The sequence below is a fragment of the Aeromonas sp. S5(2024) genome (genome assembly GCF_041403025.1).
Lineage (GTDB): Bacteria > Pseudomonadota > Gammaproteobacteria > Enterobacterales > Aeromonadaceae > Aeromonas > Aeromonas hydrophila.
Genome location: NZ_JBGLRI010000003.1, coordinates 228,085 through 250,084 on the forward strand (window position 1 = coordinate 228,085; position 22,000 = coordinate 250,084).

The 22,000-nt window shown below is 64.5% G+C and carries 24 protein-coding genes; 13 read left to right on the forward strand and 11 right to left on the reverse strand.

The annotated features are described in order from the left end of the window. The first annotated feature begins 175 nt into the window (after nucleotides 1-175). Nucleotides 176-1,348, forward strand: a complete 1,173-nt coding sequence (locus ACB032_RS07630) for an MFS transporter (RefSeq protein WP_371137668.1) — start codon at nucleotides 176-178, stop codon at nucleotides 1,346-1,348. A 62-nt stretch (nucleotides 1,349-1,410) separates the two neighbouring features. Here the strand turns inward: ACB032_RS07630 and cydX are convergent, their stop codons facing one another. The 3 genes from cydX to ACB032_RS07645 are packed head-to-tail and all read right to left on the reverse strand — an operon-like array spanning nucleotide 1,411 to nucleotide 4,250. After that, nucleotides 1,411-1,524: a cytochrome bd-I oxidase subunit CydX gene (gene cydX, locus ACB032_RS07635; RefSeq protein WP_005310033.1), complete on the reverse strand. Its 114-nt coding sequence runs from the start codon at nucleotides 1,522-1,524 to the stop codon at nucleotides 1,411-1,413. 27 nt (nucleotides 1,525-1,551) lie between these two features. Further along, nucleotides 1,552-2,679, reverse strand: coding sequence for a cytochrome d ubiquinol oxidase subunit II (cydB, locus tag ACB032_RS07640; protein WP_371137669.1), 1,128 nt, complete (start codon nucleotides 2,677-2,679; stop codon nucleotides 1,552-1,554). Continuing rightward, entirely contained in the window at nucleotides 2,679-4,250 is a 1,572-nt protein-coding gene (locus ACB032_RS07645; protein ID WP_371137670.1) for a cytochrome ubiquinol oxidase subunit I, read from the reverse strand. The genes cydB and ACB032_RS07645 overlap by 1 nt, the downstream gene beginning before the upstream one ends. Nucleotides 4,251-4,370: 120 nt before the next feature. Between ACB032_RS07645 and ACB032_RS07650 the strand changes: the two genes are divergently transcribed. Further along, nucleotides 4,371-5,810, forward strand: a complete 1,440-nt coding sequence (locus ACB032_RS07650; RefSeq protein WP_371137671.1) for a PLP-dependent aminotransferase family protein — start codon at nucleotides 4,371-4,373, stop codon at nucleotides 5,808-5,810. 33 nt (nucleotides 5,811-5,843) lie between these two features. On the opposite strand, the gene ACB032_RS07655 is transcribed toward ACB032_RS07650, so the two are convergent. Beyond that, nucleotides 5,844-6,362, reverse strand: a complete 519-nt coding sequence (locus ACB032_RS07655) for an N-acetyltransferase family protein (protein ID WP_371137672.1) — start codon at nucleotides 6,360-6,362, stop codon at nucleotides 5,844-5,846. Between the two features lie 128 nt (nucleotides 6,363-6,490). Continuing rightward, a complete protein-coding gene (locus tag ACB032_RS07660; RefSeq protein WP_371137673.1) occupies nucleotides 6,491-7,141 on the reverse strand; it encodes a tellurite resistance TerB family protein in 651 nt (216 codons plus the stop codon). A gap of 63 nt (nucleotides 7,142-7,204) precedes the next feature. Between ACB032_RS07660 and ACB032_RS07665 the strand changes: the two genes are divergently transcribed. From ACB032_RS07665 to ACB032_RS07690, 6 genes are all read left to right on the forward strand, one after another. Then, nucleotides 7,205-8,053: an EamA family transporter gene (locus ACB032_RS07665; RefSeq protein ID WP_371137674.1), complete on the forward strand. Its 849-nt coding sequence runs from the start codon at nucleotides 7,205-7,207 to the stop codon at nucleotides 8,051-8,053. Then, complete coding sequence (locus ACB032_RS07670) at nucleotides 8,050-8,349, forward strand: hypothetical protein (RefSeq protein WP_371137675.1); 300 nt, start codon at nucleotides 8,050-8,052, stop codon at nucleotides 8,347-8,349. The genes ACB032_RS07665 and ACB032_RS07670 overlap by 4 nt, the downstream gene beginning before the upstream one ends. 20 nt (nucleotides 8,350-8,369) lie before the next feature. Further along, nucleotides 8,370-8,840, forward strand: a complete 471-nt coding sequence (locus tag ACB032_RS07675) for an acyl-CoA thioesterase (protein WP_227289804.1) — start codon at nucleotides 8,370-8,372, stop codon at nucleotides 8,838-8,840. An 81-nt stretch (nucleotides 8,841-8,921) separates the two neighbouring features. Next, nucleotides 8,922-9,077: a pleiotropic regulatory protein RsmS gene (gene rsmS, locus ACB032_RS07680; RefSeq protein WP_371137676.1), complete on the forward strand. Its 156-nt coding sequence runs from the start codon at nucleotides 8,922-8,924 to the stop codon at nucleotides 9,075-9,077. A gap of 40 nt (nucleotides 9,078-9,117) precedes the next feature. Next, nucleotides 9,118-9,585, forward strand: coding sequence for a GyrI-like domain-containing protein (locus ACB032_RS07685; protein ID WP_319897458.1), 468 nt, complete (start codon nucleotides 9,118-9,120; stop codon nucleotides 9,583-9,585). A 111-nt stretch (nucleotides 9,586-9,696) separates the two neighbouring features. Then, complete coding sequence (locus ACB032_RS07690; protein WP_319897460.1) at nucleotides 9,697-10,896, forward strand: MFS transporter; 1,200 nt, start codon at nucleotides 9,697-9,699, stop codon at nucleotides 10,894-10,896. A 22-nt stretch (nucleotides 10,897-10,918) separates the two neighbouring features. Here ACB032_RS07690 and ACB032_RS07695 read toward each other — a convergent pair whose 3' ends face one another. Continuing rightward, nucleotides 10,919-11,767 (reverse strand): LysR family transcriptional regulator, encoded by an 849-nt coding sequence (locus tag ACB032_RS07695; protein ID WP_371137677.1) that lies wholly within the window; start codon nucleotides 11,765-11,767, stop codon nucleotides 10,919-10,921. A 105-nt stretch (nucleotides 11,768-11,872) separates the two neighbouring features. On the opposite strand from ACB032_RS07695, the gene ACB032_RS07700 reads away from it, so the two are divergent. Both ACB032_RS07700 and ACB032_RS07705 read left to right on the forward strand, forming a co-directional pair. Then, nucleotides 11,873-12,376, forward strand: a complete 504-nt coding sequence (locus tag ACB032_RS07700) for a nucleoside deaminase (protein WP_371137678.1) — start codon at nucleotides 11,873-11,875, stop codon at nucleotides 12,374-12,376. Beyond that, a complete protein-coding gene (locus ACB032_RS07705; protein WP_371137679.1) occupies nucleotides 12,369-13,601 on the forward strand; it encodes a cyanate transporter in 1,233 nt (410 codons plus the stop codon). The genes ACB032_RS07700 and ACB032_RS07705 overlap by 8 nt, the downstream gene beginning before the upstream one ends. A 73-nt stretch (nucleotides 13,602-13,674) precedes the next feature. Here the strand turns inward: ACB032_RS07705 and rluF are convergent, their stop codons facing one another. Further along, nucleotides 13,675-14,709 carry a 23S rRNA pseudouridine(2604) synthase RluF gene (gene rluF / locus ACB032_RS07710; RefSeq protein ID WP_077095534.1) on the reverse strand — a complete coding sequence of 345 codons (1,035 nt, stop codon included), beginning with the start codon at nucleotides 14,707-14,709 and terminating at the stop codon, nucleotides 13,675-13,677. 629 nt (nucleotides 14,710-15,338) lie between these two features. Here rluF and gdhA point away from each other — a divergent pair. Next, nucleotides 15,339-16,685 (forward strand): NADP-specific glutamate dehydrogenase, encoded by a 1,347-nt coding sequence (gene gdhA, locus ACB032_RS07715; protein WP_371137680.1) that lies wholly within the window; start codon nucleotides 15,339-15,341, stop codon nucleotides 16,683-16,685. 198 nt (nucleotides 16,686-16,883) lie between these two features. Beyond that, nucleotides 16,884-18,467, forward strand: a complete 1,584-nt coding sequence (locus ACB032_RS07720) for an alpha/beta hydrolase (protein WP_371137681.1) — start codon at nucleotides 16,884-16,886, stop codon at nucleotides 18,465-18,467. 126 nt (nucleotides 18,468-18,593) lie between these two features. Here the strand turns inward: ACB032_RS07720 and ACB032_RS07725 are convergent, their stop codons facing one another. Together ACB032_RS07725 and ACB032_RS07730 are read right to left on the reverse strand one after the other, a co-directional pair. After that, a complete protein-coding gene (locus ACB032_RS07725) occupies nucleotides 18,594-18,962 on the reverse strand; it encodes a VOC family protein (protein WP_219311174.1) in 369 nt (122 codons plus the stop codon). Between the two features lie 153 nt (nucleotides 18,963-19,115). Then, the gene (locus ACB032_RS07730) at nucleotides 19,116-19,583 is read right to left on the reverse strand and encodes a hypothetical protein (RefSeq protein WP_171282542.1); all 468 of its coding nucleotides are present in this window, start codon (nucleotides 19,581-19,583) and stop codon (nucleotides 19,116-19,118) included. 256 nt (nucleotides 19,584-19,839) lie between these two features. Between ACB032_RS07730 and ACB032_RS07735 the strand changes: the two genes are divergently transcribed. Next, on the forward strand, nucleotides 19,840-20,517 hold the full coding sequence (locus ACB032_RS07735) for an HNH endonuclease (RefSeq protein ID WP_371137682.1): 678 nt from the start codon (nucleotides 19,840-19,842) through the stop codon (nucleotides 20,515-20,517). A 58-nt stretch (nucleotides 20,518-20,575) separates the two neighbouring features. Here ACB032_RS07735 and ACB032_RS07740 read toward each other — a convergent pair whose 3' ends face one another. Together ACB032_RS07740 and ACB032_RS07745 are read right to left on the reverse strand one after the other, a co-directional pair. Beyond that, on the reverse strand, nucleotides 20,576-21,163 hold the full coding sequence (locus ACB032_RS07740) for a histidine phosphatase family protein (protein WP_206819715.1): 588 nt from the start codon (nucleotides 21,161-21,163) through the stop codon (nucleotides 20,576-20,578). 164 nt (nucleotides 21,164-21,327) lie between these two features. After that, entirely contained in the window at nucleotides 21,328-21,981 is a 654-nt protein-coding gene (locus tag ACB032_RS07745; protein WP_005299461.1) for a transcriptional regulator, read from the reverse strand. Nucleotides 21,982-22,000: the final 19 nt, after the last annotated feature.

Consider the following 22,000-nt stretch of genomic DNA (forward strand, 5'->3'; position numbering starts at 1 on the left):
TTTTTTGGTTTTGTGCGCCACCCATACAATTCCCCGCCCGATAAGACCCGAGCCATCGCGATAATTGCTGCTTATTTGGCAAAAGTAATTTGATGTTGTCGTCATTTTTACCAACAAACACCCTCGGCATACTGGCGCCATTCTCCCGTCGGGAGTCCCTATCCAAGGAGTTGTTATGCCACTGGCGTTATTTGCCCTCACCTTAAGTGCCTTTGCGATCGGCACCACCGAATTCGTGATCGTGGGGCTTATCCCCACCATCGCCGAACAGCTCAATGTCTCGCTCCCCTCGGCGGGCCTGTTGGTCAGCCTCTATGCCCTTGGGGTGGCCATCGGCGCCCCGATCTTAACGGCGCTGACCGGCAAGGTGCCGCGCAAGTGGCTGCTGGTGGGGCTGATGGCGCTCTTCACCGCCGGCAACCTGCTGGCCTGGCAGGCCCCAGGTTACGAGAGCCTGATCGTGGCCCGTATCCTGACCGGGCTGGCCCACGGGGTCTTCTTCTCGGTGGGCAGCACCATCGCCACCGGCTTGGTGGCCAAGGAGAAAGCGGCCAGCGCCATCGCCATCATGTTCAGCGGCCTGACCATAGCGCTGGTGACCGGCGTCCCGCTTGGCACCTGGATTGGTCAGGTCTTCGGCTGGCGCGAAACCTTTCTGGCAGTGAGCCTGCTGGGCCTCATCGCCATGGTGGGCAGCCTGCTGCTGATCCCGAGCAACCTGCCCAAGGGGGCGGCCTCGACTATTCGCGAGCAGCTCTCGGTGCTCACCAAAAAGCCGCTGCTGCTGGTCTACGCCAAGACGGCGCTGGGTTACGGCGGCGCCTTCACCGCCTTTACCTTCCTCGCTCCCATTCTGCAGCAGGTGAGCGGCTTTAGCGCCGGCGCGGTGAGCCTCATTCTGCTGGTGTACGGGGTATCGGTCGCCGTCGGCAATATCTGGGGCGGCAAGCTGGCCGACAAGATGGGCCCGCTGCCTGCGCTGAAGCTGCTGTTTGCCGGTCTGGCGCTGGTGCTGCTGGTGCTCACCTTTACCGCGCCGCACCCGGTGCTGGCGGTGCTGACCGTGCTGGTGTGGGGCGCCTTTGCCTTTGGCAACGTGCCGGGTCTGCAGGTGCTGGTAGTGAAACAGGCCGAGCAGCACACCCCCAGGGCGGTGGACGTGGCATCGGGCCTCAACATCGCCGCCTTCAACGTCGGCATCGCGCTGGGCTCCGTCGTCGGTGGCCTGGTGGTGGAGCACCTGGGGTTGATGCACACCCCCTGGATCGGGGCGCTGATCGTGCTGCTGGCCTACGGCCTCACCCATCTCAGCGAACGGCAGGCCGCCCGGGTTGCCCTCCCCGCCTAAGTGACCCTTCCAGCAAGATGCAAAAAGGCCGACACTTGTGTCGGCCTTTTCATGGCTGCGTCTCAAGACTCCTTGAGATCCTCATCAGCGGCCCAGCGCGCCTCCAGCCAGAGCAGGTTGACCAGCCCGCACAACAGGGCGAAGCCCAGTCCCAGAATCCAGGTGAAATACCACATGTCGCATGATCCTTTGGTTGAAGAGGGTTAGTAGAGGCTATGGCCGTGCTGGCGGATCTGCTGGGCGCTCATCTTGCCGCGCACCACCCGGTAGACCCAGAGGGTGTAGCCGATGTTGATTGGCATCAGCACCCCGACAATTCCCAGCATGATGAAGAGGGTACGCTCGCTGGAGGTACTGTCCCACAGGGTCAGGCTGCTGGACGGATCCAGCGACGAGGGCAGCACGAACGGGAACAGGGCGATGGCGATGGTCAGCATCATGCTGGCGCAGGCGCCGCCGCTGGCGAGCAGGGCCGTGCGCGGCAGCTCGCGGGCGCTGGCCAGGCTGCTCACCATGGGCAGCACCAGGCCAAGTGCCGGCACGCACCAGAGCCAAGGATGGGCGACGAAGTTGGCAAGCCAGCCCTGCTGGGCCACCCCCACCTCCTTCATCAGCGGGGTGAGCCCCCCGTTGATATCACCAATCTCCAGCACCCGGTAGCCGGCCATCTGGCTGAGCCAGACGCCGCCCAGGGCAAACAGGCCGCTCGCCAGCGGGCCGAGCCAGAGGCTCTGGCGGGCGCAGCGCCGGGCGATCTCCCCCTGGGTCTTGCACTGCAGGAAGCTGGTACCGTGCAGCAGCAGCAGCGCCAGCGCCGTTCCCATGCAGGTCAACAGCAGCGGCCAGTGGAAGTCAAAGGCGCCGTAGTGGATGCGAAGGGCCGCATCGAAGCGAAACGGCAGCCCCTGCAGCAAAAAGCCCAAGGTGGCGCCAAACACCAGGGTCGGCAGCAGGCCGCCCACCACCAGGGCGCGGTCCCACCAGCGGCGCCAGACCGGGTCCGCCAGCTTGCTGCGATAGTCAAAACCGACCGGGCGCAGGAAGAGGCCGAACAGCAGGAACATGAAGGGCACGTAGAGCGCCGAGAAGGCGGCGGCATAGACCAGCGGCCAGGCGGCGAACAGGGCGCCGGCCCCGGCGATGAGCCACACCTGGTTGCCCTCCCACACCGGCCCCACGCTGTTGAGCAGCACCCGCCGCTCCTCGTCGTTCTTGGCCACCACCGGCAGCAGCATGGCCACGCCGAGATCGAAGCCATCCATCACCACGAAGCCGACCAGCATGAACAGCACCAGCCCCCACCAGATCAATTTCAGGGTTTCGTAATCCATCAGGCAGGACTCCCGTTTTGCAACACTTCACCTTGATAGCGACCCGTCTGCAGGCTGGCGGGCCCTTTGCGGATCACATGACGCAACAAGAACAACTCAACTACCAGCAGGCTGGTGTAGATGAGGCAGATGGAGATCAGGCTGAACCAGAGCTGGCCCGGGGTCAGCAAGGAGACAGACGCCGACACCGGCAGCACGTCGCTGATGGTCCAGGGCTGGCGACCGAACTCGGCCACGAACCAGCCCGCCTCGATGGCAATCCAGGGCAGCGGAATAGACCAGAACAGGGCCTTGAGCAGACGCGGGGATTGCACCAGCTTGCCCCGGCACAGCTGCAGGAAGGCGGCGGCAAAGAGCGCCAGCAGCAGCACGCCGATGCCCACCATCAGCCTAAAGCTCCAGAACAGCGGCGCCACCTGAGGGATGGAGTCCGCCACCGCCTTGGCGATGGCCGCCTCGTCCGCCTTGCCAATCTCCTTGGCATAGGGGGTGAGCAAGAGGCCGTAGCCCAGATCCTGGCGATGACGCTCGAAGGTGGCTCGCGCCGCCTGGTTGCTGCCATCTGCCCGCATCGCTTCGAGCGCCTCGTGGGCCAGCATGCCGCTGCGAATGCGCTCCTCATGCCGCGCCTTGAGATCCTTGAGGCCCGTCACCTGCTCATCGAAGGAACGGGTGGCGATGATGCCCATCAGATAGGGGATCTTCACAGCGGCATGGGTGGTCTCGGCGGCCTGATCCGGAAAGCCGAACAGGGTGAAGGAGGCGGGTGCCGGCTCGGTGTGCCACTCCGCCTCGATGGCGGCCAGCTTCACCTGCTGCACCTCACCGGTGCGATAGCCCGACTCGTCGCCGAGCACGATGACCGAGAGGATGGCCGCCAGACCAAAGCCCGAAGCGATGGCAAAGGAGCGCAGGGCGAAGCGCACCTCCATGCGGCGCAGCAGATACCAGCTGCTCACCCCCATCACGAACAGGGAGGCCGCCACATAACCCGCCGCCACCGTGTGCACGAACTTGACCTGGGCCACCGGGTTGAAGATCACCGCGGCCACGTCCACCAGCTCCATGCGCATGGTCATGGGGTTGAACTCGGCGCCGACCGGGTTTTGCATCCAGCCGTTGGCGATGAGGATCCAGAGCGCGGAGAGGTTGGAGCCAAGCGCCACCAGCATGGTCACCAGCAGGTGCTGACCGCGGGAGAGCTTGTCCCAGCCGAAGAAGAACAGACCCACCAGGGTGGACTCGAGGAAGAAGGCCATCAGCCCCTCCACCGCCAGCGGCGTGCCGAAGATGTCGCCGACATAGTGGGAGTAGTAGGCCCAGTTGGTACCGAACTGGAACTCCAGGGTAATGCCGGTGGTCACCCCCATCACGAAGTTGATGCCAAACAGCTTGCCCCAGAAACGGGTGATGTCTTTGTAGATCACCTTGCCGGTCATCACGTAGGCCGACTCGGCGATCACCAGGATCCAGGACAGCCCCAGGGTGAGGGGCACAAACAGAAAGTGGAACATCGCCGTCGCCCCGAACTGCATTCGGGAGAGGCTGACCACATCATCCAGGCTTATCATGCATGACTCTCTATGTTGCATTTAACAGACAGGTTTTCGCCCGTTAAGTACATCACGGTCCATGACACCTATAACAGATGCAGTTATAGTGAAATACACCTATAACAGTTTGACAATCCCATGTCCCTATACGGCCAGCTGGCAGATCAGCTGCAACAGCAGATAACGAGCGGCCTCTGGCAGCCGGGGGAGCGCATTCCCTCCATCCGCCAGAGCTGCAAGACCCATGGCCTCAGCCCCATGACGGTGCTGCAGGCCTATCAGCTGCTGGAAAGCCGCGGCCTCATCCTGGCGCGGCCCCAGTCCGGCTACTACGTCAAGGCAGCCCCCTCCCGCCCGGCCGCCAGCCTGCCCCAGCAGGCGCACTACAGCGGTTCGGTTGACATCAACGATCTGGTGTTCGAGGTGCTGCAGGCGAGCAAGTCGCGGGAGCTGGTGCCGCTCGGCATGGCGGTGGCCGATCCCACCCTGTTCCCCCACCCCCAGCTCGGCCGGGCGCTGGCCAGCAGCATGCGCCGGCTCGACCCCTTCAGCACGGTGGCAGATCTGCCCCCCGGCAACGAGGCGCTGCGCCGGGCCATCGCCCAGCGCTACGCCGGCGAGGGGCTGGCGGTAGATCCCCAGCAGATCATCATCACCACCGGCGCCATGGAGGCACTCTCCCTCAGCCTGCAGGTGCTGACCGAGCCCGGCGACTGGGTGGTGGTGGAATCCCCCACCTTCTACGGCGCCCTGCAGGCCATAGAACGGCTGCAGCTCAAGGCGGTGGAAATACCCGTGATCCCCGGGGTCGGCATCGATCTCGCCCTGCTGGCCCAGGCGCTCGCCGAGCGCCCCATCAAGGCGTGCTGGCTGATGGGCAACGTCCAGCACCCCCTCGGCCACACCATGCCGGATGGCCACAAGGAGGCGCTGATGCAACTGCTCAACGCCCACGGGGTGGCGCTGGTGGAGGACGACGTCTACGCCGAGCTCTATTTTGGCCGCGAGCGGCCGCGCCCCATCAAGTGCTGGGATGCGCGGGGACAGAGCCTGCTGTGCAGCTCCTTTTCCAAGTGCCTGGCGCCCGGCTTTCGGGTCGGCTGGGTGGTGGCCGGTCGTCACGCCGAACGGGTGCAGCGACTGCAGCTGATGTCGACCCTCTCCACCAATGTGCCAAGCCAGCTGGCGCTGGCCGAGATGCTGCGCCAGGGTGGCGTGGATGCCCACTTTCGCCGGCTGCGCCACACCCTGGCTCAGCGCCAGCAGCAGATGCGGGCGGCCCTGCTGCGCCTGCTGCCGGGGGAAGTGAGCATCTCCTCCCCCGATGGCGGTTACTTTCTCTGGCTCGAGTTTGATCCGCGCCTCGACAGCCGCGCCCTGCATGCCCAGGCGCTGGCCAGCGGTTTTTCACTGGCCCCCGGCGCCCTCTTCTCCAGCAAGGGGCTGCACAACCACTGTCTGCGCCTCAACAGCTCCCATCCCTGGAGTCCGCAACTGGAGGCCGCTCTGGTCCGGCTGGCCGAGCTGATCCATCGGCAACTGGCCGTTGTCCCCACCAAAAACAACAAGGCCCCGTGACGGGGCCCGACTGGCTTGCCCGACTTGAGCAGGCTACCTGGCGTAAATTTCTGACTGGCGCGTGAACCCCAGGGATTCGTAGAGTGCCTTGGCCCGTTCGTTGAATGCCATCACCTCCAGCCGGATCTGGTGGGCACCGTGCGCCTTGCCCCATTCGTCACAATGGGCGATCAGCGCCTTGCCGATGCCTTGGGAGCGGCGCCCCTCATCGACCACCACGGTGCCGATGCGGCAGATGGGCTGTTTGCTCAGAAACGGGATGGTCTCGTTGATGTCGATGCGCGCAGTCAAAAAGCCCACCACGGCCCCCTCCTGCTCGGCAACGCAAAACAACCGCCCTTCGGCGGCGATAGCCGCCAGCAAGAAAGCCCGCTCCTCGGGGGACGGAGGACAAAAGACCTGCGGGGCCTGCTCGAAGTGGATCTCTCCTATCTGCCGGTTCAGCTCGAGGATGGCGTCGATGTCCTGCTCTTGTGCCTTGCGTATTTCCAATGAATGCTCCTTGCCTCTGTGTCCTGGCGATGATGTGCCTGAGCGATGAGACGGTCTCATCTGCTCCCTTTTGGCCGAAGAGCCATCATAGTGGCTGCCCGCGCCAATAAGAAGTGCCGTGACCAGTGACCAGATACAACAAGGCCCCGTCACGGGGCCTTATCGACAATCCATGTACTGAGCGGGGGTCAAGCGGGGGCATCCAGCTGGGCCACCTGCCGCTCTATGCTGCCTTTGAGGTTCTCATCGAGCTTGAGGGCGCGCGCCAGCTCGTCCAGATAGCCGCGCTCCATAAAGTGATCCACGTCGATGGCAAGCAGGGAGGCGAGGTAGACCTCGGTCGCCAGCTCCATGTCGGTCACCTCCCGCGCCAGGGCGTGGGGGTCGAGCGGGCGGGCCAGTTCGGCATCAATCCAGCGGGCCGCATCACTCTGGCCCTGTTCGGTCAGGTACTGCTGGATCTTCTGACGTTCGTCGCCATCGATATGACCGTCGGCCCGCGCTGCCGCCACCATGGCGCGCACCAGCAGGGCGGCTCTGGCATCCAGTGCATTGCCCTGCAGGGTATCGAGGGGCTGGGTCGGCTGGGCCGGGCTTGACTGCTGGGCCTGCCAATCCTGATAGAGCTTGTAGGCCAGCCCGCCGAGCGCCGCCGCGCCGCCCACCGCCGCCACCTTGCCGCCATATTTGTGCATCTTCTTGTTGCCAAGCAGCAGGGCCATGGCGCCGGCAGCGAGGCCCCCTTGCGCCATCCCCTTCATCTGCGCCTTGCGGCTGTCACCGCCTTCGTTGAGCCAGCCCTTGCCAGCGCCCATCAATTGCTCCAGCATTTGTTTCATAAGACCTCCTCTTTTGCATGATTTTCCATGCTGGGCTGCGCCCACTGAACTCAAGGTGAATGGATGCCACTGCCACGCCTGTTGCTGCTGACCCTGCTGACCCTGATGGCGTTCGCCGCCAACTCGGTGCTCTGCCGGCTGGCCCTGTTCGAAGAACGGATGGATCCCGCCCTCTTCACCCTGCTGCGCCTGACCAGCGGTGCCCTGGTACTGGTGCTGCTGTGCGGCGCGCGCAAGCAGTCACCCCGCCAGGGAGACTGGGGGGGCGCCCTGGCCCTGGTCACCTATGGCGCCGCCTTTTCGTTCTCCTACCTCACCCTGACGGCGGGCACCGGCGCCCTGCTGTTGTTTGCCGCCGTCCAGCTCAGCATGCTGGCACCGCCCTTGCTGCGCGGGGAGTCCCTGCCCCGCTGTCAATGGCTCGGCCTGCTGCTCGCCATGGCGGGTTTGCTGGTGTTGCTGCTGCCCGGCCTCAGTGCGCCGGATCCGCTGGGGGCGGCCATGATGATTCTGGCCGGCATCGCCTGGGCCAGCTATACCCTGCGGGCCTCGCGCTTTGCCGATCCAATCGCCGCCAACGCCGGCCACTTTCTACGTGCCAGCCTGCCAGCCGCCCTGCTCTATCTGCTGCTCGGGCAGTTGCAGACCAGCCCCGCCGCCATCGGCTATGCCCTGACCTCCGGTGCACTGGCCTCCGGCCTTGGCTATGCGCTCTGGTATCTGGTGCTGCCCCACCTTGGTCGCACCCTGGCCGCCAGCGTGCAGTTGCTGGTGCCTCTGCTCGCCGCCCTGGCCGGGCTCATCTGGTTGGATGAGTCCTGGTCGCTGCGGTTGTTATTGTCATCACTGGGCATTCTGGGGGGGATAGCCCTGGTCATCGTGGGACGCCCCCCTTCAGGAGAAAAACCATGAAAATTGCCATACTGCTGCTCGGTTGCAGCCTCTCGGCCAGCCTGCTGGCCGCGGTAGAAGACAGGGATGCCAAACAGGCCAAGCTGGATGCCGCCTGCCAGCAGGCCCAGCAGCAGCTGGTCGAGCAGGGCAAGCAACAGCGGATCGACGCCTGCATCAAGGCGGGCGGCAAGGCCGTCAAATGCCAGCAGGAGTTCGCCAGTTTTGGTCAGCGCGAGGGCAACAAGCGGCCCGACCTCAACAACCTGGCTCCCTGCCAGCAGGCTGACGCCTATCGCAAGAGCTACCGGCAATGACCCTCAATCAAGGAGCACCCATGACCCCACCCCGCGAGCTGACCCTGCAGTTTCTGGCCGAGCCCGCCGACGTCAACTTCGGCGGCAAGGTACACGGCGGCATGGTGATGAAGTGGATCGATCAGGCGGGCTACGCCTGCGCCGCCGGCTGGTGCGGCGGCTACGCGGTAACCGTCTACGTGGGGGGGATCCGCTTTTTGCGCCCCATCCAGATAGGCCATCTGGTAGAGGTGCACGCCCAGGTGATCCACACCGGCACCACCAGCATGCACCTGGCGGTGGATGTCTACAGCCGCCACCCGGCCAGCCGGGAGCGCCACAAGACCACCCACTGCATCATCATCTTCGTCGCCATGGACGAGAGCGGCAAACCGACCCCGGTGCCCCAGTGGCAACCGCAAAACGAGAGCGATCGGCAGTTGCAGCAGTACGCCCTCAAATTGATGGCCCTGCGCGAGCAGATCGAGCAGGAGATGCGCCAGCACCTCTAGCCGGGTCGCCCGCAACACCAGACAGGTCCCCATCCGGGAGCGGCCCTGTATAATGGCGTTTTCCCCGTTATGGAGTCTGTCATGTCATTGGAAACCGCCCCGCCCGAGGTCCAGCTCGCGGTGGACCTCATCGAACTGCTGGAGACCAACCGGATTGAGCCGGCCCTCGCCCTGGCGGCGCTGGCCATCGTCTCCTCGGACTATCAGCGCAAGCTCAACGAAGGCAAGGAGTGCTGAGCAAGGTTGCTTTGCCATCCCATCCTGCACAGGAGGTGTCATGACAGACCCCATTCGTTTTGAAACCGGCCGCCCCATGCTGCTTGGCGGCCTGCGTCGTCACCATGCCTTCGCCCACGCCGACATCGGCGGCCAATGGCGCGATTTCAGCGCCTTGGGCCCATTGCCGGGCCAGCTGGGCGAGCATGCCTATGGCGTCATCTGCGGCGTGACCGCGACCGAGTGCGAATACATGTGTGCGGTGGAGGTCGCCGCGCTGGAGGTACTGCCCAAGACCCTGGGGCGAATGCGCATCGAGCCCCAGACCTATGCCGTCTTCCTGCATCAGGGGCATGTCTCGGCCATGCCGCACACCTGGCAACAGGCGCTGGACTGGCTGGCGCAGTCCGCTTACCAGTCGGCCCACAAGCCCGATTTCGAGCGCTATGGCGCCGCCTTTGACCCGGACAGCGGCAGCGGCGAGGTCGAACTCTGGCTCGCCGTGCTGCCGCGCCAGGCCATCGCCTGAGCATCCCATGCTCTTTGCCCTGATAAACCGGCAAGGTTTAACCCAGACGAGGGGCTGACTCGGCGCTCGGGCAGTGCAAGGATATGGCTCCCTTACTGCCCGAGAGTTGTTATGGATAACCAGGAATGTCTCGACCAGGCCGGTCTCTGGAGCCGCTCCGCCCGCATCATGACGCTGGCCTGCCTCATCGTCTTCATGGCCCAGATGGCCACCACCGTTTACCTCCCCTCCCTGCCCGTGGTGATGACGGATCTCGCCATGACCCGGCAAGGAGCCGAGCTCTCCATCTCGCTGTTCGTCATCGGCGCCGCCCTGCCGGTGCTGTTCTGGGGCGCCGCCGCCGATCGCTACGGTCGCCGGCTGCCCCTCGCCCTGTCACTCTTGCTGTTTGTCGGCCTCAGCCTGCTGCTGGCCACCACCAGCCAGGGGCCGCTGCTCTTGATCCTGCGCACCCTGCAAGGGGTGGCGGCCGGCGGGGCGGCCATCATCGCCCGCATCCTGGTGCGGGATCACTGGCACGGCGATGAGCTGGCGCGCCGCCTCTCGGTGCTCTCCATCGCCTTCATCACCGCCCTCGGCGGCGGTCAGTGGATAGGCGGCCTCATCAGCCGCTATGCCCATTGGCAGCTGGGATTCGTGCTGATGGCCGGGGTCGGTGTGCTGGCGCTGCTCTTGATGAGCAGCCTGCCGCTGCAGGGGCCCAATCCGGCGGCGACGAGCGGCAGCATGTGGGCCCGTTACGCCAGCCTGCTGCGCCGCCCCGGCTTTTTCTGGCCGGCCTGCGCCGGTGGCATCGGCTTTGCCATCACGGTGACCCTGCAGGAGGTGAGCCCCTTCGTGCTGCAGCAGGGGTTTTCCCTCGAGGTCACCACCTTCGGCAGCCTGGGGTTGCTGATCGGTATCGCCTACTTCGCCGGCGCCATGACGGTCAACCGGCGGGTCGCTCGGGTGGGAGGCCGCCAGCTGATGCGCCAGGGGGCCGCACTCATACTGCTGGCTGCCAGCGGCATGCTGCTGCTCTGGGCACTGGGCGCCCTGCAGGGCAGCGGTGGATTGGTGGCCATGATGACCTGCTACTGCCTCATCATCTTCGGGCAGGCGGTGCTCTTTCCCAACAGCATGGCGCTGGCGGTGAGCGATGGCCGCGAGCACGGCGCCTACGCCATGGCCCTGTGCGGCTTCCTGCAGCAGGGGGTGGCCGGGGTGGCAGCCGCTGGCGCCACCCTGGTGAGCCATCACGGTGCCTGGGCCCCGCTCGTCTTCACCCTGGCGCTCATCACTCTGCTGATCGTGCGCACCAGGGTGCGCTAAGCAGGCACCTGCCTGCGTCTCCTCACCGCTCAGCTGGCCCCATCACCCGATCACACAGGCTGATGAGGGCCTCGCAGAGCCGAGTGAGCGGCTCGCCGCGCTCCGCCCCCAGGTGCAGCGCCAGCTCCACCGGCGCCACCGCCGGCCAGTGGGTCAGCTCCCGCTGATCCGGCTGCAGCAAGCGCCGGGGCAGCAGACTGACCCCGATCCCCGCACTCACCGCCCCCTGCAGGCTGGCCAGGCTGGCGCTGACGTAGGCGATGCGCCAGCGCCGCCCCATCCCATCGAGTGCCTCGGTCACCTGCCGCCGATAGAGCCCTTCGCTCGGGAACACCACCAGCGGCAAGGGATCCCGCTCGCTGGCGGGCCAGGCACGGCTGTCGACCCAGGCCAGCGGCTCCCGCCAACAGGCGCGCGGCGCCCCCTGTCCCCGCGCCTGTTTGACCAGCGCCAAGTCCAGCTCGCCGGCCTCGAAGCGCTGCCAGATCTCGTGACTGAGGCCGCTGTGCACTTCCAGCCGCACCTGCGGGTAATCGCGGGCAAAGGCCGCCAGCACCGGGGCGATGGCGCCGGCGGCAAAATCCTCCGGTACCCCCAGGCTCAGCTGCAGGCTGGCCTCGGCCACCTGCTCCTCGGCTCGGGCCAGCAGGGCCAGGATGCTGCGAGCCAGCCCCAGCAGCTTCTCCCCCTCTGCCGTGGTCACCACCTGGCGACCGGAGCGGTCCAGCAGCGGGCAGCCGAGCTGCAGCTCGAGCCGCCGCATCTGCTGGCTGATGGTGGATTGGGTGAGGTGCACCCGTTCACCGGCACGGGTAAAACTGCCGCTGTCGACGATGGCGACAAAGCTGCGCAGCAAGAGGGGATTCAGCATGGTGACTCCATTTACAAAACCACTGGATATCATTCTATCATTTAATTTCCCCATGACTGATTCCCCCGCTAGGCTGGTCTCCTCCCCTTGCCTCGAGGATCCGTCATGCCCCACTCCCTTGCCGAACCCGCCGGCTCACGCCTGATCGCGTCGCTGACCGCCAATTCCACTCATCAGGAGTGGCTGGAGCAGGCGTTGCAACTGGCCCTCCATAACCGCCAGCAAGGAGGTCGCCCCTTTGCCGCCCTGCTGGTACGAGACAACCAGCTGGTCACCAGCGCCGTCAACGGCATGCACCAGGATGGCGACCCCACCCGCCACGCCGAGCTGGAAGCCCTGCGCCAGGCCAGCCAGGTCGGGCCGCTGGCGGGCGCCATCGTCTACGCCAGCGGTCACCCCTGCCCCATGTGCCTGAGCGCCCTGGTGATGAACGGCATTGCCGCCGTCTATTACGCCTTCGATAACGAGGATGCGGCCCCGTTCGGCTTTGACAGCACGGCCGCCTACCAAAAACTGGGCCTGCCCCTCGCCCCTGCCCCCCTGCCGCTTATCAAGCTGCCAAGCCCGCTGGCCGCCGCCGAGCTCTACGGTGCACCAGACCATGCTTAAGGCCCGCATCGATACGCGCCAGCAGCAGGCCCTGCTGGTGCTGGTGATCCTGATCGGGCTCAACCTGCGGCCGTTTCTCACCGCCATCGGCCCCTTGAGCCGCGACATTGCCGAGGCGCTCGGGCTTGGCATGGACACCCTGGCCTGGCTGACCCTGCTGCCGCTCTGGCTCATCGGCGGCGGCGTGCTGCTCACCCCGGCCCTGCGCAGTCGCACCGGGCCGCGTCAGCTGCTGGGGGCCGCCCTGCTGCTGCTGGGAATGGGCAGCGCCATGCGCTTCGAGGCAGCCAGCGGCGCCCTGCTCATCGCCAGTGCCGCCCTCTGCGGGCTGGGTTCGGCCCTGGTGCAGGGAGTGCTGCCCGGCCTCATCAAGCAGGCATTTGCGCAGAAGGTGCCGCTGGTGATGGGCATCTTCTCGGCCTGCATGATGGGGGGCGGGGCGCTGGGAGCCAGTCTCACCCCGCAGCTCGCCGCCCGGCTCGACTGGTCCCAGGCGCTGGCGCTGTGGAGCCTGCCGGTGCTGCTGGCCATGGGCTGGCTCGGCTGGCGAGTACGGCTGCCCGCGACGCCGGTGGCGGTATCTGGCGGCGAGCAGCGTCTCATCAGCCTGCCCCGCAGCTGGCTGCTGATAAGCTGCTTTGGCATCATCAACAGCGGTTACGGCATCGTCGTGGCCTGGCTGGCGCCGGCCTACATGGCGCAGGGCTGGAGTCCCCAGCAGGGCGGCGAGCTGGTGGCCTGGCTGGCGCTGGCCCAGACCGTGAGCGGCCTCGGCCTGCCGCTGCTGGCCGCCCGCCGGCTCGACCGCCGCCCCTGGATGGGATTGGCCATCGCCATGCAACTGGCGGGCTTTGGCGGCCTCTGGCTGGCGCCGACTGCCGCCCCCATTCTCTGGTGCATGCTGTGCGGCGCCGGGCTTGGCGGCAGCTTCTCCCTCATCATGGTCATCGCGCTCGATCACCTGCCGGATCCGCGCCGCGCCGGCACCCTCAGCGCCCTGATGCAGGGGTTCGGCTTCATGCTGGCGGCCACCGGCCCCTGGGTGGCGGCCCGCCTGCACCACCTGAGCGGTGACTTCGCCGCCGCCTGGCAGTGGCAGCTGGCCGGTCTGGTGCTGATGAGCCTGCTGGTCCTGCGCCTCGACCCGCGTTACTACCCGAGGGCGATGCGACAATCCAGCAACGAAACTACTGCCCCGCTTACGCGGAACAACCCTTCCGCCTAGCTCAATCGCCAAAACAAAAACACCGGCCTGTGGCCGGTGTTTTTTACTGTCAACGCGGGGAGTGAGAGGGCGCCTAGCGCCCCTTCTTCTGCCGCCCACCCTGGCCGGCGCGCGGTTTGCCGGCGGCCGGTTTGGCCCCCTTGTTCGGGGCGCCTTTGCCTGCACTCCCTTTGGCCGAGCCGCCTTTGCCAGCAGCCCCCTTGCCGGCCGGGCTCTTGTTTTCGAATGCCGACGGCCCCGGCACGTTGGGACGCCCGCCAATCTCGTGGTCATCATCCCGGCGCGGTTTTTTGCCCGGTGCCGGCTTGCCGGCTTGCGCGGCGGATGCCTTGGGTTTACCGCCTTGCCCGGCGGCAGCTTGGCCCCCTTTGGCCGGTTTCACCTCGGAGGAGGAGTCTTCAATCAGCTTGAACAGTTCGATCAGCTCGTCGTCGGTGAGATCGCGCCACTCGCCCACAGGCAGCCCCTTGAGGCTGACGTTCATGATGCGGATACGCTCGAGCTTGGTCACCTCGAAGCCGAAGTGCTCGCACATGCGGCGGATCTGGCGGTTCAGCCCCTGCACCAAGGTGATGCGAAACACGAACGGCGCCTCTTTTTTCACCTTGCACTTCTTGGTGACGGCACCCAGGATCGGCACCCCGGCGCCCATGCCCCGGATAAACTCGTCGGTCACCGGCTTGTCCACGGTCACCAGATACTCTTTCTCGTGATCGTTGCCCGCCCGCAGGATCTTGTTGACCAGATCGCCGTGGTTGGTCAGGAAGATGAGTCCCTGGGAGTCTTTGTCCAGTCGGCCGATGGGGAAGATGCGGGTACTGTGGTTGACGAAGTCGACGATGTTGTCCTTCTCGCCCGCCTCGGTGGTGGAGACGATGCCCACCGGCTTGTTCAACACGATGAACACCAGGCTGTCCGCCTCGCGCGGCTCGATCACCTGGCCGTTGACCTTGACCAGATCCCCGGCAAACACCTGATCCCCCACCCCGGCCCGCTTGCCGTTGATGAAGACGTTGCCCTGCTCGATAAAGCGGTCGGCCTCGCGGCGCGAGCAGATGCCGCTCTCGCTGATGTATTTGTTCAGGCGCATGGATTCATCAGCCAGCATGGGTCACCTGCCACTGGCCTGCGGCCTGGATCCGGGTCATCAGGGCGGCACACTGCCGGTTCACTAACTCAAAATTGTGCATATCATTCCATCTTCAAAAAAGGCCGCTACCGACCTGTCCGGCAAAAAGCGCCGACACATTAACATATTGCCCCCTGACACACGCCGGATAGTTGCACTCGGCCCGTCCCCTTCTCACAAAATGCGCCCCCTGTCACGCGGCCAGCCCCCGGTATTGCATCGTCATGCGCGGCCATTCGATTGCCGCCAGCACCGCCGAAGTCAGCCTGGCAATGGCCACTTCCGCCGTTGTACGGGGTTCTCTCGCTACGCCATAAAGATGCATGAAATACGCAAGAAACAATAACCCAAGCCAAATGACAGCAACATTTTCTTGCTATTTATTAATCAAAAATGCATAAAAAGATTTTGATTCGCGCGAATTATCTGCCCCTATCAACGCTCTTTTCTGCTGTTTTCGGCGATTCGCACAACAATTTTCGCCCAATTGCGAAAAACACCAAATATTCACCTGCATCCAGGCCTGACAAAAACCATAAATTTGGCTGCAGGGTGTGCACTTTTCTCTGGCAAGAGGCCACTTTTACCCTTCACTACAGGAGTTACAGATGAGTCATTCCCTCTCCCAGGCGGATTTTCTGGCCCAGGTCGCCAGCCGCAATCCCCACCAACCGGAGTTCATTCAGGCCGTGAGCGAGGTGATCGCCTCCATCTGGCCTTATGTGACGCGCCACCCCCGCTACCTGCAGCACGGCCTGCTGGAGCGGCTGGTGGAGCCGGAGCGGCTGATCCAGTTTCGGGTGAGCTGGGTGGATGATCGAGGCCAGGTGCAGGTGAACCGGGGTTACCGGGTGCAGCACAGCTCCGCCATCGGTCCCTTCAAGGGGGGGATGCGCTTTCACCCCTCGGTGGATACCTCGGTGCTCAAGTTCCTCGCCTTCGAGCAGACCTTCAAGAACGCCCTCACCACCTTGCCCATGGGCGGCGGCAAGGGGGGCAGCGATTTTGATCCCAAGGGCAAGAGCGAGGGAGAGGTGATGCGCTTTTGCCAGGCGCTGATGCTGGAGCTGCATCGCCACCTCGGCGCCGACACCGACGTGCCGGCCGGTGACATCGGGGTAGGCGGGCGCGAGGTGAGCTACATGGCGGGCATGATGAAGAAGCTCACCAACAGCGCCGAGTGCGTCTTTACCGGCAAGGGGCTCTCCTTTGGCGGCAGCCTGATCCGCCCGGAAGCCACCGGTTACGGCCTGCTCTATTTCGTCGAGGCCATGCTGGCCAACCGGGGGCAATCTCTGGACGGCATGACGGTCTCTGTGTCTGGTTCAGGCAACGTGGCCCAGTACGCCATCGAGAAAGCGATGGCCCTCGGCGCCCGGGTCATCACCGCCTCTGACTCCGGCGGCACCGTCTACGATCCGGCGGGCTTTACCCCCGAGAAACTGGCGCGGCTGATGGAGCTCAAAAACGAGCAGCGCAAACGCATCGCCGATTACGCCCACGAGGAGGGGCTGGAGTTTTTCAGCGGCCGCACTCCCTGGCACCTGCCGACGGACGTCGCCCTCCCCTGCGCCACCCAGAACGAGCTGGATGAGTCGGACGCCGTTACCTTGATTGCCAATGGCGTGCAACTGGTGGCTGAAGGGGCCAACATGCCGAGCAGCGCCGCCGCCATCCGCCGCCTGCACGAGACCAAGGTGCTGTTTGCCCCGGGCAAGGCCGCCAACGCCGGCGGGGTCGCCACCTCGGGCCTCGAGATGAGCCAGAACGCCCAGCGCCTCTGCTGGAGCCGGGAAGAGGTGGATGCCCGCCTCAAGGGGATCATGACCAGCATCCACGCCACCTGTGTACACTATGGCCAGGATGAGACGGGTCACGTGAACTACGAAAGCGGCGCCAACATCGCCGGCTTCGTCAAGGTGGCCGACGCCATGCTGGCTCAAGGGGTCTGCTGACGCCGCCAGCGACCACGAAGACGGACAGCCTTACCACAGAGGGCAGCCCAAGGGCTGCCCTCTGTTTGCTCGGATGAGCCGCTCACTGTCTGTACTTATCACCTTGTTTCCCTTAGGCTTTAAGCCAGCTTTCGACCCTTAGTACGGCCGCCGTGGACGCGGGGCCACCCCTCTTTTATCAGTGCCAAGGACTCTCCCATGCTGGCTCGCACCCGCCGCCTCGTTCGCCGCCTTCTTCTCAGCCTGCTGGGTTTGCTGTTGCTCGGCTGGGCCCTGATTGCCTACTTCGCCTGGCAGGCGGCGCCGCTGCAACCCTGGCACACCCTGGTGCCGCCCGAGCTCAGTGCCGAGCAGCTCGATAACAGCGACTGGCAGGCCTATCTGACCCACGAGCAGCAGCTGTTCGAGCTGGTGACCAAAGAGGTGATCGCCAGAACGCCGCCGGAGCAGCAGCTCGACAGCAATCGCTACTATCAGGATGCCCCCATCAACCCGGCTCATTTTGCAACCGACTGGAACCGCTCCTATCTGCTGCGCCCGAGCGGCGAGGTAAAAGGGGTGGCGGTGTTCCTGCACGGTTTGACCGACTCCCCCTACAGCCTGCGCCACCTGGCCCAGCGCTACCGCGAACAGGGCTTCATCGCCCTGGGGCTGCGCATTCCGGGACATGGTACCGTGCCGGCGGGGCTGATCGACATCGACTGGGAGACCTGGCTGGCCGCCACCCGGCTGGCGGTGCGCGAGGCCAGGGTGCTGGCGCCAAGCCCGTTGCCGCTGCATCTGGTGGGGTTTTCCAACGGCGGCGCGCTGGCGGTGAAATATGCGCTCGATGCGGAAGGTGACAAGACGGGCACGCTGGCAAGGCCGGATCGGCTGGTGCTCATCTCCCCCATGATAGGGGTCACCCGCTTTGCCCGCTTCGCCGGTCTCAAGGCGGTGCCCGCCCTGCTACCCGCCTTTGCCAGCGCCGCCTGGCTCGACACCATGCCGGAGTTCAACCCCTTCAAGTACAACTCGTTTCCGGTCAACGGCGCGCGCCAGTCCTACCGGCTGACCCACGCCATCCAGCAGCAGGTGCGTGAGCAGGCTGCCAGCGGCGAGTTGGCGGCCTTCCCGCCCACCCTCACCTTCCAGTCGGTGATGGACTACACCGTCAGTACCCGCTCCATCATCGCCGATCTCTATCACTTCCTGCCTGCCAACGGCAGCGAGCTGGTGCTGTTCGACATCAACCGCGGCACCCTGTTCGGCCCGCTGCTGAGCAGCGCCTCCGAGCTGGCGCTGAGCCACCTGCTGCCGCGCCCGCCGCTCTCCTACCGGCTGACGGTGGTGGGCAACCAGGCTCCCGCCAGCACCCGCACCCAGGCCAGCAGTCTGCCGGCCGGCGGCGGGCCTGAGCAGATCCAGCCCCTCGACATCGACTACCCCAGGGAGATCTACTCCCTCTCCCACGTGGCCCTGCCCTTCCCGATGGATGACCCCCTCTACGGCATGGCGCCACGGCCCGAGCAGCGCGAGCAATACGGCATCAACCTGGGGGGCCTGGCCCTGCGCGGTGAGCGCGGGGTCCTGATCGTCAACCCCAGCGCCCTCACCCGCACCTCCTCCAACCCCTTCTACCCCTATCTGCAGCAGAAGGTGATAGAGACGCTGACCGCGCCTGCCCAACCGCTGGCCGGCAAGCAGCCAACCCCGGTCTGGGACAGCGAAGACGAGGCCGCCTATCAGGCGGAGCGGGAACAGTTTCTACAGGATGCGCAGGAGAGCGAGGCTCCCTTTTAAAGCCCTTGCCAGGACCCGTTGCGGCTGTGTGTCAGGATGGGGCTAGCACGGAGCCTTTTACCACTTGCCCCGATCGCCCCGGCAGGGCGGCATCCACCAACGGCCGCCACCCGATGCCAAGCGCCATCAGGGATAACGGCTGATCTCAATCAGGTTCTGATCCGGGTCCAGGCAGTAGACCGACTCGATGGGGCCGCAGGCCCCGCTCTTGGTCACCGGCCCCTCTACTATCTCCACCCCGTGGCAATGGAGCTGGGTGATGACCTGTTCCAGCGGCCAGCGGGTGATGAGGCAGAGATCCCCCGAGCCCACCTGCGCCCGGTTGCGCGGCTCCTGCCCCAGCAGTTGCAGATTGATCTTCTGGTTGCCAAAGCGCAGGGCCCGGCGCCCCGCCCCAAAGGTAATGGCTTCCATGTTGAGCACTGAGCTGTAAAACGCGACGGCCCGCTCGATGTCACTGACCGTCAATACCAGATGGTCGATATGGCTGATCATGTCCCCTCCTGGCTGATGTGTGTCGATAGTGCTGGCCCGACAGACGGCTCTGTGGGCACCCTCATCATACCCAATTGTCCACCTGGCAACTGTGCCGAATGGCGCAAAGGTGGCCGAGTAAAGCCGCTAGCTGAGCGAAGGCGGCATTGGCCTTCACTGCTGGGGACCACACGCCTGATCACGCTGGGCCAGCAGGGCTTCATCATCACTGTCCATCGCGGCCAGAATGGCCTGATTGCAGGCGCGCTCAGCCTGCCGAGCCGCATCCGGTTTGCTCTCGCGAATGTCGGCGATCATGGGGCGGTAGTTAACTGAAGCGGCGCAGTACATGGCGCGATACTGGGGCTGCTGCACGTTGCTGTCGTCCTGGCGGGACAACTCGCCACACAGCTTGCTAAATAGTGCCGCCGCCTTGACGGTGCATTGGCTGAAGCGCCGTGCATCCTGCTCGTAACTGCGGCAGACGCTTTTCGGCTGCAGTTGCCAAAACTGGAAAGCAAAGGGGATTTGTTCCCCCTCATACTCCACCACCAGCGACTTGAGCTCAGTGCCATAAATATCCGATACCTGCTGCTGTACCAGATTGAGATAAGCCGAGAAAAGATAAGAAACCGGATCCATCACCACCTCCTTGTGGTTGACCTGGGTGAATTGACGTTTGTAACTCCCCTACTCTAAGTCCTCCACGAAAGGACCCACTCTAGCCTACTGCTTACTATCAGCTAATTGCTTGATGATGCACACATTATTGTGCCAACACAGCTGAAACAAGGTGTCGATTGGATTAAGATGCGCACCATATCAGGTAACTCGGATGGCGCCATCCCGATCAAATCGGGGCTCAGGGCGACCGAGAAACAGGGCTGAGGAGCCAGTTTTGCGCGGGACATGGACAGAAGAGGAATTAAGGGCGACGGTCAGCGCCTATCTGGCGATGCGCACCATGGAGCAAAATGGCGCCCCCTTCGTCAAAAAGCGCTATTACACCGAACTCGCTAACCAGTTTGGCCGCACCGAGAAGGCATTCGAGTATCGAATGCAGAACATCTCCTATATCTGCGCCCTGCTAGGGCGGACCTGGGTATCAGGTCTCAAGCCGGCTAAAAACGTGGGCCCCCACAATGCCCCCATCATAGAGCGCCTGCTCTGTGAACTCGATGGCCAACCCTATACCGGCAAGGCCGCCTTTGAGCATCAAGTGAGCCGCTACAAGATCAAGCCAACACTCCCCATGCCCATCGGCATCCAAGAACCACAGCAGCGTTATGGAGCCAACCCTGGCTATGGGCGAGATCCAAAGGTGAAGGCTTGGGTATTGATGACGGCGGCGGGCCACTGCGAAAGCTGCGCACAACCGGCCCCTTTTCATGCCACCACGGGGGACGCCTTCTTAGAGGTGCATCATCTGCGCACACTCGCCGAAGGGGGTTCGGATACCATCAGCAACACGGTGGCGCTCTGCCCTAATTGCCACCGTGAGCTGCACTATGGCGTCAACCAGGCACAAAAACGTGAGGCCCTTTACCAAGCGCTGCCCAGGCTGGTGCGAGAATAACGCGCCTGCTTCGCTCATAAATAAACGGCTCGCCAATGGCGAGCCGTTTTGGTCGGGGTCAGCAGGGGATCCGCTCGATGCGGCCACCGCTCAGTTTGAAGAAGGCATCCTGCGGCAACTCTTGCAGCCAGGTGGTGGTGTAGTCCAGATCCGCATAAGCCCCGCGCAGCATGGCACCAAACAGGCCGTGGGAGACCACGATGGCGCGCTCGGCGATCTGCTCATCCTGCAGCCAGCTCAGCGCCCGGCCTTGAATGCTCTGAAAGCTCTCGCCCTCGGGGGCTTGCAGATACCAGTCTGGCTGTTCCAGATCGAGCTCGGGGTGGGCCGCCAGCAGCTCGGGCACCCGGCGGCTCTCCCACTCCCCCATCCCCAACTCCACCAGCCGCTCGTCCCAGACGATACGCGCTTGGTCCAGGCCAAGCTGCTGACACACCCGCTCCGCGGTCTGGCGCGCCCGCCCGAGGGGGCTGGCATAAATCATCCAGTCGGCAGGCTCGGACAGGAGCTTGGCCAGACGGGCCCCCATGGCGAGGGCCTGGGCTTCCCCCTTGGCGGTCAGTTCGGAGTTGCAGCGCCCCTGCAGCCGCAGTTCGGCGTTGTAACGGGTCTGACCGTGGCGCAGCAGATAGAGGGTACGGGACATGGTTTCTCCAGCAGGTTCAATGAGATAACAAAAACAGAAGAGGCATGATAACAGATGCACCGGGGCAGCCAAGGCGCAGGCGGCGGGCGGCGGGCGGCGGGCGGCGGGCGGAAAAAACAAAACGGGTCAATGCTGACCCGTTAATGCTGGCTGGCGCCATGCGCTCAGCCCTTCTTGATCTCCCGCAGATAGCGGTAGATGGAGTGAACCGAGATGCCGAGCTGGCGGGCCGCTATCTGGGCGCTGTCCTTGAGCTCGAAGATGCCGAGCTCGTGCAGCTGGTTGACCATGACCCGGGTCTTCTGGGACGGGGGCACCGCCTCGTTGCCGCGCACCTCGGCACTGACGGTGTCGATGGTGCTGTTGAGGGCCTCATCGATGTTGCGGGCAAACACCTCCGGGGTGGCATGCCCATCGTGGCCGTGCAGGCACTCCGGCATCATGGTGCGCAGCACGGATTGCAGCGGGGCATCCATGTCGGTGTTGATGCAGAGCAAGCCGATGGCCTGCCCCTCGCCATTGCGAATGACGGTGGTAAGCGAGCGCAGGGTCTTGCCGGTGGCGCACTTGGTCATGTAGGGGCTGGAGATATCCTGCCCGCTCTTGAGTTTCATCATCGCCAGGTTGGTGATGGGAGCACCGACGCTGCGCCCCGTGATATGGCCGTTGGCAATCTTGATGATCGACGGATTGCGCGCATCCAGGCTGTGCAACAGCACCTCGGTGTGCTGACCATACATGGCGGCGATGCCGTCCACGATGATCTCCATCGCCTTGAGGATCTCGAAATCGGTCTGACTCAGCTCTTGCAGCTTCACATTGAAACCTTATAAAAGG

Coding starts and splice junctions, on each gene's coding strand:
- ACB032_RS07730 (WP_171282542.1), bottom strand. CDS start 19,583: ATGGATCCGGTTTCTTATCTTTTCTCGGCTTATCTCAATCTGGTACAG.
- ACB032_RS07685 (WP_319897458.1), top strand. CDS start 9,118: ATGACAGACCCCATTCGTTTTGAAACCGGCCGCCCCATGCTGCTTGGC.
- ACB032_RS07630 (WP_371137668.1), top strand. CDS start 176: ATGCCACTGGCGTTATTTGCCCTCACCTTAAGTGCCTTTGCGATCGGC.
- ACB032_RS07665 (WP_371137674.1), top strand. CDS start 7,205: ATGCCACTGCCACGCCTGTTGCTGCTGACCCTGCTGACCCTGATGGCG.
- ACB032_RS07700 (WP_371137678.1), top strand. CDS start 11,873: ATGCCCCACTCCCTTGCCGAACCCGCCGGCTCACGCCTGATCGCGTCG.
- rluF (WP_077095534.1), bottom strand. CDS start 14,709: ATGCTGGCTGATGAATCCATGCGCCTGAACAAATACATCAGCGAGAGC.
- rsmS (WP_371137676.1), top strand. CDS start 8,922: ATGTCATTGGAAACCGCCCCGCCCGAGGTCCAGCTCGCGGTGGACCTC.
- ACB032_RS07670 (WP_371137675.1), top strand. CDS start 8,050: ATGAAAATTGCCATACTGCTGCTCGGTTGCAGCCTCTCGGCCAGCCTG.
- ACB032_RS07690 (WP_319897460.1), top strand. CDS start 9,697: ATGGATAACCAGGAATGTCTCGACCAGGCCGGTCTCTGGAGCCGCTCC.
- gdhA (WP_371137680.1), top strand. CDS start 15,339: ATGAGTCATTCCCTCTCCCAGGCGGATTTTCTGGCCCAGGTCGCCAGC.
- cydB (WP_371137669.1), bottom strand. CDS start 2,679: ATGGATTACGAAACCCTGAAATTGATCTGGTGGGGGCTGGTGCTGTTC.
- cydX (WP_005310033.1), bottom strand. CDS start 1,524: ATGTGGTATTTCACCTGGATTCTGGGACTGGGCTTCGCCCTGTTGTGC.
- ACB032_RS07650 (WP_371137671.1), top strand. CDS start 4,371: ATGTCCCTATACGGCCAGCTGGCAGATCAGCTGCAACAGCAGATAACG.
- ACB032_RS07725 (WP_219311174.1), bottom strand. CDS start 18,962: ATGATCAGCCATATCGACCATCTGGTATTGACGGTCAGTGACATCGAG.
- ACB032_RS07695 (WP_371137677.1), bottom strand. CDS start 11,767: ATGCTGAATCCCCTCTTGCTGCGCAGCTTTGTCGCCATCGTCGACAGC.
- ACB032_RS07740 (WP_206819715.1), bottom strand. CDS start 21,163: ATGTCCCGTACCCTCTATCTGCTGCGCCACGGTCAGACCCGTTACAAC.
- ACB032_RS07675 (WP_227289804.1), top strand. CDS start 8,370: ATGACCCCACCCCGCGAGCTGACCCTGCAGTTTCTGGCCGAGCCCGCC.
- ACB032_RS07660 (WP_371137673.1), bottom strand. CDS start 7,141: ATGAAACAAATGCTGGAGCAATTGATGGGCGCTGGCAAGGGCTGGCTC.
- ACB032_RS07720 (WP_371137681.1), top strand. CDS start 16,884: ATGCTGGCTCGCACCCGCCGCCTCGTTCGCCGCCTTCTTCTCAGCCTG.
- ACB032_RS07705 (WP_371137679.1), top strand. CDS start 12,369: ATGCTTAAGGCCCGCATCGATACGCGCCAGCAGCAGGCCCTGCTGGTG.
- ACB032_RS07655 (WP_371137672.1), bottom strand. CDS start 6,362: ATGAGACCGTCTCATCGCTCAGGCACATCATCGCCAGGACACAGAGGC.
- ACB032_RS07645 (WP_371137670.1), bottom strand. CDS start 4,250: ATGATAAGCCTGGATGATGTGGTCAGCCTCTCCCGAATGCAGTTCGGG.